At 59.1% G+C, this 7995-nt stretch carries 10 protein-coding genes; 6 read left to right on the top strand and 4 right to left on the bottom strand.

Annotated features, from left to right (window positions below; genetic code table 11):
- The first annotated feature begins 903 nt into the window (after positions 1-903).
- From J7E83_RS20975 to J7E83_RS20960, 4 genes are all read left to right on the top strand, one after another.
- Complete coding sequence (locus tag J7E83_RS20975; RefSeq protein WP_214966108.1) at positions 904-1077, top strand: hypothetical protein; 174 nt, start codon at positions 904-906, stop codon at positions 1075-1077.
- A 534-nt stretch (positions 1078-1611) separates the two neighbouring features.
- Complete coding sequence (locus J7E83_RS20970; protein ID WP_214966106.1) at positions 1612-2076, top strand: hypothetical protein; 465 nt, start codon at positions 1612-1614, stop codon at positions 2074-2076.
- Between the two features lie 183 nt (positions 2077-2259).
- Positions 2260-2637, top strand: coding sequence for a hypothetical protein (locus J7E83_RS20965; protein ID WP_214966104.1), 378 nt, complete (start codon positions 2260-2262; stop codon positions 2635-2637).
- Between the two features lie 161 nt (positions 2638-2798).
- Positions 2799-3083, top strand: a complete 285-nt coding sequence (locus tag J7E83_RS20960; RefSeq protein WP_214966102.1) for a hypothetical protein — start codon at positions 2799-2801, stop codon at positions 3081-3083.
- A 455-nt stretch (positions 3084-3538) separates the two neighbouring features.
- On the opposite strand, the gene J7E83_RS20955 is transcribed toward J7E83_RS20960, so the two are convergent.
- The 3 genes from J7E83_RS20955 to J7E83_RS20945 all read right to left on the bottom strand — a co-directional run bounded on the left by J7E83_RS20955 (position 3539) and on the right by J7E83_RS20945 (position 5196).
- A complete protein-coding gene (locus tag J7E83_RS20955; protein ID WP_214966100.1) occupies positions 3539-4057 on the bottom strand; it encodes a GNAT family N-acetyltransferase in 519 nt (172 codons plus the stop codon).
- A gap of 316 nt (positions 4058-4373) precedes the next feature.
- Positions 4374-4604 carry a hypothetical protein gene (locus J7E83_RS20950; RefSeq protein ID WP_214966098.1) on the bottom strand — a complete coding sequence of 77 codons (231 nt, stop codon included), beginning with the start codon at positions 4602-4604 and terminating at the stop codon, positions 4374-4376.
- A 256-nt stretch (positions 4605-4860) separates the two neighbouring features.
- The gene (locus J7E83_RS20945) at positions 4861-5196 is read right to left on the bottom strand and encodes a hypothetical protein (RefSeq protein ID WP_214966097.1); all 336 of its coding nucleotides are present in this window, start codon (positions 5194-5196) and stop codon (positions 4861-4863) included.
- Positions 5197-5375: 179 nt separating this feature from the next.
- Here J7E83_RS20945 and J7E83_RS20940 point away from each other — a divergent pair, with 179 nt between their 5' ends.
- Positions 5376-5840 carry a hypothetical protein gene (locus J7E83_RS20940; protein ID WP_214966095.1) on the top strand — a complete coding sequence of 155 codons (465 nt, stop codon included), beginning with the start codon at positions 5376-5378 and terminating at the stop codon, positions 5838-5840.
- A gap of 144 nt (positions 5841-5984) precedes the next feature.
- Here J7E83_RS20940 and J7E83_RS20935 read toward each other — a convergent pair whose 3' ends face one another.
- Positions 5985-6479, bottom strand: coding sequence for an NUDIX domain-containing protein (locus J7E83_RS20935; RefSeq protein WP_214966093.1), 495 nt, complete (start codon positions 6477-6479; stop codon positions 5985-5987).
- Between the two features lie 63 nt (positions 6480-6542).
- Here J7E83_RS20935 and zapE point away from each other — a divergent pair, with 63 nt between their 5' ends.
- Positions 6543-7757 carry a cell division protein ZapE gene (zapE, locus tag J7E83_RS20930; RefSeq protein WP_311379851.1) on the top strand — a complete coding sequence of 405 codons (1215 nt, stop codon included), beginning with the start codon at positions 6543-6545 and terminating at the stop codon, positions 7755-7757.
- Positions 7758-7995 lie beyond the last annotated feature (238 nt).

Genomic DNA, 7995 nt, shown 5'->3' with positions numbered 1-7995 from the left:
TTCAGTAAGGAAGTGGGCAGACCTCATGGCCACCGGCGGGCAGTTCTACTGGCCGTCAGCGGGCATTTTCGTGGCCGCCTATGGGCAGTTTTTCATGGCCGCTAACACAAGTGATGGAGATGGTGCGTGACTATCGGCTAATGGGGGAGAAACTACGCCCGTAAGCCGGTGGCTCGACGCGCTGCGTCCGATTTAGGGATCCTTCACCGGCAGACCAGGCATTAATCGTTACAGCCGTCGTCCCCGCTGGTTCCATTGTTCTCGCTCTACTTCTTCGTTGTGCCAAAAGGCGGAGTCATGGCGACGTATGTGTAGAAGTCTTCCGATAAGCCCTGCTGTAACGAGGATCATGGCAACGTACCAATAGCTCAGGCTGTCCCAAGGATGGAATAGATGAAGGACCAGGAGAATCACCTCGAACGCGACCATAATGCACGCCATGGTCATCATGAACCGAAAGCCGCCGCGAGTCATTTTCGGCTCTAGTCTCTTGCTGGCATCACCTCGTGACATGGCGACAGCATATTACCGCTCAGCTTGAGTCAAAAGGCTACTGACCAAATCTGATTCCGGCCCGGGAAGGCAAGACTGCCCCCGGAATACCCGCCCGTAAGCCGGTCCTCCACCGGCCGCCGCTGCGTCCGATTTGGGGATCGGCTAACGAACGTTTAGGACGTCTGGCGTGGCCCTCTGTGCGGGGCCGAGTAACGGCGCCTGAGGATGTACGAGAACCGATTGAGCTGCTGCCAGGAAGCTTCGCATCGCACGGCCCCAGTAGGCGTGGGCTGATACACCGCAAGCGCGCAATGCAGCACCGTGATCGATGACGAGCACAGTAGCCGCTCCTGCTGCAACCGTGCCCCACGCAATTCCTACAAGTGCCCGGGCTGGCGCCGGAGTGCAGTGGAATCCGACCCGGAGTCGGTCGATTTGGAAGCGGATGTGATTGCGTTCGTCCTCTGCGACGCGGCGGCCGACGGCGCGCAGAACCGGATCGGGAGCACGATCTGCGAGAGCGCGGAAATACTCCATCGCGACACTTTCAGCGATGAGGAACAGCCCAAGCTCGGTACGTAGGCCCAGCAGACGTCGGAGTCGCGTGAATGCCGTATCAGTCCAGTGCGACTCGAGCGGCAGGGCATCGAAGTGCCGGAGCGCGCGCATGAACAGGACGGAGTGCTTCTGCTCCTCCTGCACAAGAGTCGGAGTGCCTCTGTGTAGATCGGATCACCTGCGGCGGTTGCGATCTTGAGAAGCCGAGATCCGTCACCGCTCTCCCCGAGCTCAAATCGTTGAAACGAGCGTACAAATGCGCGCCGGGTGCGGCCGTCTACGGTCGCGAGGGCATCCCATTTGATACCTGCCTCCATCGCGCGATGATGAGCCGAGTTCGCTTGGAAGTGTGCGATCCATTCGCTGAAATTTTCCACTCAATCCCCGCAGTCGCCCGTCTCAAAGTTATCCATCGTCCCTGGCACGGTAGCACTTAGCCGAAGAGGACCGACCGCACTTGGTGGGTGCCCCCTCGTCCGAGTGCCCGGGCGTGGGGGCCCTAGAGGATCCCTTCGGGACAGTGAGTAGGGCCTGTCCGCGCCCCGCTATATTTCCACTATGGATAGTCAGGCCAACGTGAGGGCGCGAGCAATCTTCCTTTGTGAGCAGACGGGGCTGATCCCGCCACACGAGCTGCCCGACTATGCCACTGAACTTCTCGTCCTGGGATACGACAGCCCTACGCTTCGCGAACTGGCAGGCCTTCCGAAAGGAGACCGGACCGACGCGGCAGATATGTGGGATATAGTCCGCGATGAACTCAGCGTCCGGTACGAAGACGAAGAAGAAGCGGCCAGGTTTCTCCTCAAGTACTGGGCGCAGGAGGTCGTCGACGGGCGGATCGACGTCCTCATGGGGTCGAGGCTCATGTACCGGGCAGGCTGGTTCCCACTGGGACAGCCAACGGAGCTGCACGAGCTCGTGAACCTCTTGGACGACTGGGACGACATGCCGCAGCGTCACGAGCGGACGGCCTCCGAGCTCCTTCACTTCGCCAGGAAGCTCCTGGGTCTCGAAACCTAACCAAGCCAGCCTTTGGGCCATCAACAGACCATTCGGTCAGATGTTAGCCACTGCTGCCGTTGCTTTGCGGATTGCCTCTTCCATCCCCACACAAAGAAGTGGGCTAATTCAGGCGGCCACACCTCAGGGTGGCTGGGTCGCCATCAAATATGCCAATCACGAGATGGTTGGCATATTTGATTCATGGGATCACTTACGATCACGAGTCCTCCGCTGTCTATCGCGCGTGAACTTTGGCGGCTGGGCGAGCCTGATCTCGCCTCACGCGCCGTGAGCTTGAGCGCCGAGCAGGCCGTAGACATCGGGATCAGGGCCGGCGACCTGGACCAATCCGGCGAAGCCCGTGCCATCTGGCCCGACGGCCCAAGCGGCGTCACTTCCGCACTCGTGCTGGCAGCCGTGGAATACCTCGAAGGTTCCATGCGTCCTTGCGCCAGACGCCGTCGCCTTCCAGAAAAGAACCTGCCGCTGGCCCTTCAAGCCAGCGAATCGGAACTCTGGGCCGCGCTTACTCCAGTAGCCCGCGCACTCGATCGCCGACGGCTGGAAGCCCGCGAGTAGTCCAAGCAACCGTCTGCTCAAGTTCTGTAACGCGAAATAGCTCGGCGAAAAGGCGCCAAACACTCTGCAAATCACGCACAGTCCGTTCATCCACAGGCAGCGCCTGGATGTCCCGGTGAAGGAACCCAAGGATCCCTGACCGGGCGCGATTGCTCTCGACCTTGCCGGGCCAAGTAGCAAGTGCGGCGCGGTCCACGGGGGTGGTTCCCAACTCCGGGAAGCCTTCGGACCTGCTGCCCCGCCTGGGTCTCGGCCAGATCCCGCTCACCCAGGAGGTTTTCCACGACCTCCAGCCATGGCGGACCGCCGCCCACTTGGAAGAGCTCATGGCCTCATGCGGGATCCTTCCCGCGCCCGACACGTACCTCTGCCTGTTCGAACGCTGGCTCGCTGGCCATAACGTTCTCAGCGTCGGCATCTTCCCAGCTATCTCCTACCGCGAGTAGGCCAAGTGGTGTAACCGAGCTTCCGTTCCCGAGAGTAGGGCACCGATGCCTTGAGGCTGAACACGAGTATCGGGACGATTTCAATGAAAACAATGGCTATTGGGATCCAAATGATCCAGGCGACGGTCTGTGCCCGAAATACCACAATCAGCACTGTTGCGATGACAATCACTGCGACTGTAGCGAGAACGGACACCATCCACGGCACCGCCCGACGGTGCCACAATCCCGAGGGCGGCTGCACCGGGAGAGTGTTCCATTGTTCAGGAGGAATGTATCTGACATCACCCATCATGCTCATTCCTTTTCATTGAGAGCCACACCCGTCGCTTCTTCCTGTCTCTCCATGCCGAAAGCATAAAGTACGATCCGCACATGTCTTGGGCGCCCGTTAGCCCGTGGCTCAGCGGACGCCGCTGCGTCCGGTTAGGGATCCTTTACCGGGCGTTTCCTGCTTAGATCGTTCGGACCATTCGAACCGCCCGCACGTCATCTTCGGTTTTCACCGCCCCGTCGGTGACAAAGCCATTTCTTCGATAAAAGGCTTGTGCGCGCGGGTTAGGGTCAGCGACCCAGAGCGCAGCCGGCGCGGTGCGGTCGAGGACTGCATTGAGGAGCGCCGTACCCACCCCCGAACCGTGAAACGCGGCGTATGCGTAGAGGAGGTACAACTGCTGCGGCCCGTCGGCGTCGTCAGGGGAGAGGCCTGACATTGCAATTCCGATAAGCGTGCCTTCATACGAAGCGACGGCGACGGTGTTCTGGTTGTACCTTGGATCGGTCAGGGCCGCGGCCCAGAATGACTCGCGCCAGCTCAGGTGCGCGGGATCGTCCAGCACAGCATCGCTCATCAATCCCCGGTAGGTTTCGCGCCAGGTCTCCACGTGGACTCTCGCCATGCTTGGCGCGTCCGCCGGCTCAGCGCGACGCACGTCAAAGTTGATCGTGTGCTCAACGGTACTTGCTGGCTCCATGCCAATCAGGCGTGTTGCGGATCGCGGAAAACAGCGCCCCGTCAGAGGAACCCTCAGCGCCATAAGTAGGGACCCTCAGGTTACTGCGGCCTTAAGGCGATTCCCATGCCAATAACAATCACGACAACCCCAAAAATGGCCATAGCGATACTCCAGATCCGTCTGAGCCCCTTTGAGGATCTGTCGGTCTTGAATCCTCGAAGCAGGTCCATCAACGAGTCAGCAAACCTGTTGCGACCCCAAATAATCAGAGCGCCGAAAATGAAACACGTCGCTGCAATTAAGTAGGTCTCTGTTTGTGTACGCATTCTCCTCGCTACTTTCCGCCCATCAGCCCGTAAATCACGATTGCAGCACCAACGGCCATTACAATCCCGGCATATACGCGCTTGTAGCGGATCTGGCCTCGCATGTACCGGTCTACGTCCTTGTCGGGATACTTCCGGGCGTAGCCCCTGGTTAGGTTGCCCTCGATTAGACGGCCAAGTCCGAGTATTCCAAAACCTCCAGCGATCAGGAAAAGTCCCACCAGCACAGTCTTTGACATCTGACGCCTCCCGGGCTCGTCCTAATTTAATGGTTACACATCACAATCCATTTGCGTTGGGGGGTGCTCCAGACGCCTGTGATCGTCCCGCAAGGGGGCGGTCCCGCAAAATGACCCGTAAGCCGGTCCTCCACCGGCCGCCGCACCGCCTTGCTCGGTACTTGTGGATTTGATCGCTATCTGGCGGCGTTCTGTGATCGCTTTATGGCACACCCGCGTCCGATAGCCGATTGGCCAACGGCAGTGCGGGATTGCCCTAGATCTGGAAGGTCAAACGGGCGTTGGCCGAAGACAGGGTCAGTGGGGAGGAAAGGTCCAGGCCTTCCCTCAAGGAGTAAGCTACATCGACGATCCCGAGAAACGGGCCTGACGCTGAACTGCTCTGTAACATCAGCGTGGAGGCGCCGTGAGCGTCGGAGAGCGTAAACCATTCGCCGGTGATTGCCGGAGAGACGGCGCTGGCGTGATGTCTTCCCGGCCTCATCTCCGTCGAACGCACACGGATAAGAACGTACGCATCGGTCGTCTCGACTGTCTGCACCGTGAAGCGGATCCCGCTCTGGCTTAGAACCTTCGGCATGCTGGCGAACATGCTCGAATCCTATGTCAGCGCCACCTGTTGGTCGATCGCGAGCTACAAAACGCCCGGTAAAGGATCGTCCTGCGGGCACAGAGATATAGGATTTCTCAGACGAGGCCCGCTTCGACAGGAACATCAGACTCGGAGTTCCAAACCGGTAGTCGTATATGTCGTGATGGGGAGGCCAGACAATGACGGTGGCAGAGTTTCGGAGGTTGGTACGCAACGCCATCTCGAAGGCCGGCGCAGCGAAGCATGGGTCGAGCTGGATCATTGAAGGCTCCGAAATGGCCTGGATCTACACCTTGGAGTCAAGACACGGGACAAGGTTCTCATTGATGTGTGGCGTCGAGTTGTTCATGCTCAATGAAGGTAAGAGGGCGAAGAACGCGAACGAATGTCGTTTTGTGTTTTCGCTGGAAAGGCTCTCCCCGGTGGCTGGCATGTATGAAGTGCGTCAGGCGTTCAGCTTAGACTTCGACTTGGACGACGAGGGTCGTGGAGCGGAAGTTCAGCGGCTTATGAGTGCTTTGATTGGGTATTCCAATCAACGGCTGTCCTTGGCCCAGCTCCGAAGAAGCTTTCAGTCCGGTGAACTGGACAATGGATTTGTTCATTTTCGTGCTCGGGAAGTTCTGGAATCCGGATCTGCCTGACTCGCTTCCCCGCCCGGTAAAGGATCGGTTAGCGGGCGCCAGGATTTCATTTAGCGCTGCGGCAAGTGGCAGGTCCAGGTCAGCGCACAGCCCTGATGCCGTGATCTGCTTTGGCTCGCCAGTAACAGTGCGATCCATGACTCGTCATCGCGCCTGAAACGCACCGGTTTCCCGGTATCGCCGATAGAGCCGGATCACTTCGAGCGTCGGCGGGTGGGTCGGTGCGGGCACCTCCGTCAACGGAAAGAACGCGATCTCGCTGACCTCTGATTTCTCCGGCTGGACATTCCCATTCCACCTTTCCAGGACAAAACACAGCGCAAACGCATGTACTTTGTCGCCGTTCGGATACTCCAACTGATGCAGCTCCGGCTCGGAAAGACTGGCGAACGCCACCAAGTCCGCAGAATTGGCCAGGATTCCGGTCTCCTCAAACAGTTCTGCGACAGCGGCGCCTGCGAAACTCTGCCCGGGCTCGCACGCGCCGGCGGGAAGTTCCCAGACGCCGTTGTCGACCCTGCGCTGGAAAAGTGCGGTGCCGTGGTCACCCAGAACCAGAACCTGTGCTCCCGGCAGCAGCAGCTGACGGGGACCAACTTTCTGACGCAGCTCCCAAACATACGATCCAATGTGTCCCACTGATGCTCCTAGCAGCTGTACCCGGAGCGTATTCGGCCGGTTACAAGCCAGTATGACCGTCGAATGCGACGGCCACTACGCGTCCCGTTAAGCGATCGTCGTGCGTGCCTAGTCAGATACCGAAGAGGAGTTGCCTGCAATAAACGGAATCTGATCGTAGACATGTGTCATCGGCTGCTTCCACGTTGCAGGCGGGTGAAGGGCATAATCAACCCTGTGGCGAGGAGCAAGAGCATAAGAACTGACCTGGCAGCAGCTATCGAGGAGTCTGCTGCCGGCGCTGGTTTCCGGTTAGACGATGCGCAAATCCTCGTTCGGGACAGGCTTCTCGGACTCAGTGAGGATCTGCTCGCGTCCCGGTGGAGACGGGCCCAGCCCCGGGGTCTCTATGTGTGGGGTGATGCCGGCCGCGGTAAATCCTGGCTGCTCGACGCCTACTTCCGTGCGCTCCCAATCCAGGCGAAACGGCGAGTCCACTTCCACGGATTCTTTGATCAACTTCATCGCCGCATCCATGAACACCAAGGAGAAGCCAGCGCCGTCGAGAGCGCTGTCCGTGAGCTCACCGACGGTGTAAAACTCCTGTACTTTGACGAGTTTCATGTCCATGACTCTGGAGACGCCGCGCTTTTAACGCGGCTCCTGAGACAACTCTTCGCAACGAACGTCGTCCTTCTCGCAAGCTCCAACTACGCCCCCGCTTCCTTGTTGCCCAACCCGATCTGGCATCACCTGTTCGAACCAGGCATCGAACTGATCCAGACCAACATGGACATCATCGCGCTCCAGGGAACGGAAGACTATAGAGCCAGGCCGCAATCATCGCTCACTGGATTCAGGAGCGGGCGATGGATCAGCCCGGACCCCAGCGTTCAGCAGGACCGCCACACCCCACAGAACCCTAAAGCATCCGAAGCTGTTGAGTTGATAGTGGGTAGCAGGCGATTCCCTGTGGCTGCTCATCGTGGCACCGAACTGTGGATCACCTTCGAGCAGTTATGCGGGGCGCAGACCTCGTCCGTGGAGTATCTGCCCTGGGCGCAGCAGTTCAATCACTGGGTGCTACTGGATCTGCCCTCATTCGCCGACATTGACCCGGAGGCGCAACAGAGGCTTATCAACGTCATCGATGTTCTCTGTGATGCCGATGTGCGAACAACCATACAGTCTCCCCTTACTCTCGAGGAGTTCCGGGCCACCACGCAGAACCGACCCGACGCCTTCAGAATGATGAGCCGATTACAGCTACTACAGACACAGCACCAGTTTCAACCCTAGCCACCTGCACAAGCTGTCTAATGGGCCTTTTCAAAATCGTAGGTGGCTAATTCGTAGGCGAAGCCGTTCTCAGCTGACATGACGATTCACGATCAGACTTCGAGGACAGCATGATCCACTGACGTCCGTAAGCCGGTCGTCCACCGGACGTCCCGGCGCTGCCCCTGGGCCTTCTTCACATCCGCGCGTTTCCGCCCCTGCCCGATTCCCGTATACCCGGGACTGCCCCCGGTTCTGT

It is taken from the genome of Arthrobacter sp. ISL-48, from assembly GCF_018613805.1.
GTDB lineage: Bacteria > Actinomycetota > Actinomycetes > Actinomycetales > Micrococcaceae > Arthrobacter.
Note: the sequence above shows the minus strand (reverse complement) of the source record. Positions and strands in the feature narration are given on the sequence as shown.

Excerpts from the sequence above, each read along its gene's own strand:
- J7E83_RS20955 (WP_214966100.1), bottom strand. The coding sequence starts at position 4,057 with ATGGAGCCAGCAAGTACCGTTGAGCACACGATCAACTTTGACGTGCGT.
- J7E83_RS20945 (WP_214966097.1), bottom strand. The coding sequence starts at position 5,196 with ATGTTCGCCAGCATGCCGAAGGTTCTAAGCCAGAGCGGGATCCGCTTC.
- J7E83_RS20970 (WP_214966106.1), top strand. The coding sequence starts at position 1,612 with ATGGATAGTCAGGCCAACGTGAGGGCGCGAGCAATCTTCCTTTGTGAG.
- zapE (WP_311379851.1), top strand. The coding sequence starts at position 6,543 with ATGCGACGGCCACTACGCGTCCCGTTAAGCGATCGTCGTGCGTGCCTA.
- J7E83_RS20965 (WP_214966104.1), top strand. The coding sequence starts at position 2,260 with ATGGGATCACTTACGATCACGAGTCCTCCGCTGTCTATCGCGCGTGAA.
- J7E83_RS20940 (WP_214966095.1), top strand. The coding sequence starts at position 5,376 with ATGACGGTGGCAGAGTTTCGGAGGTTGGTACGCAACGCCATCTCGAAG.
- J7E83_RS20950 (WP_214966098.1), bottom strand. The coding sequence starts at position 4,604 with ATGTCAAAGACTGTGCTGGTGGGACTTTTCCTGATCGCTGGAGGTTTT.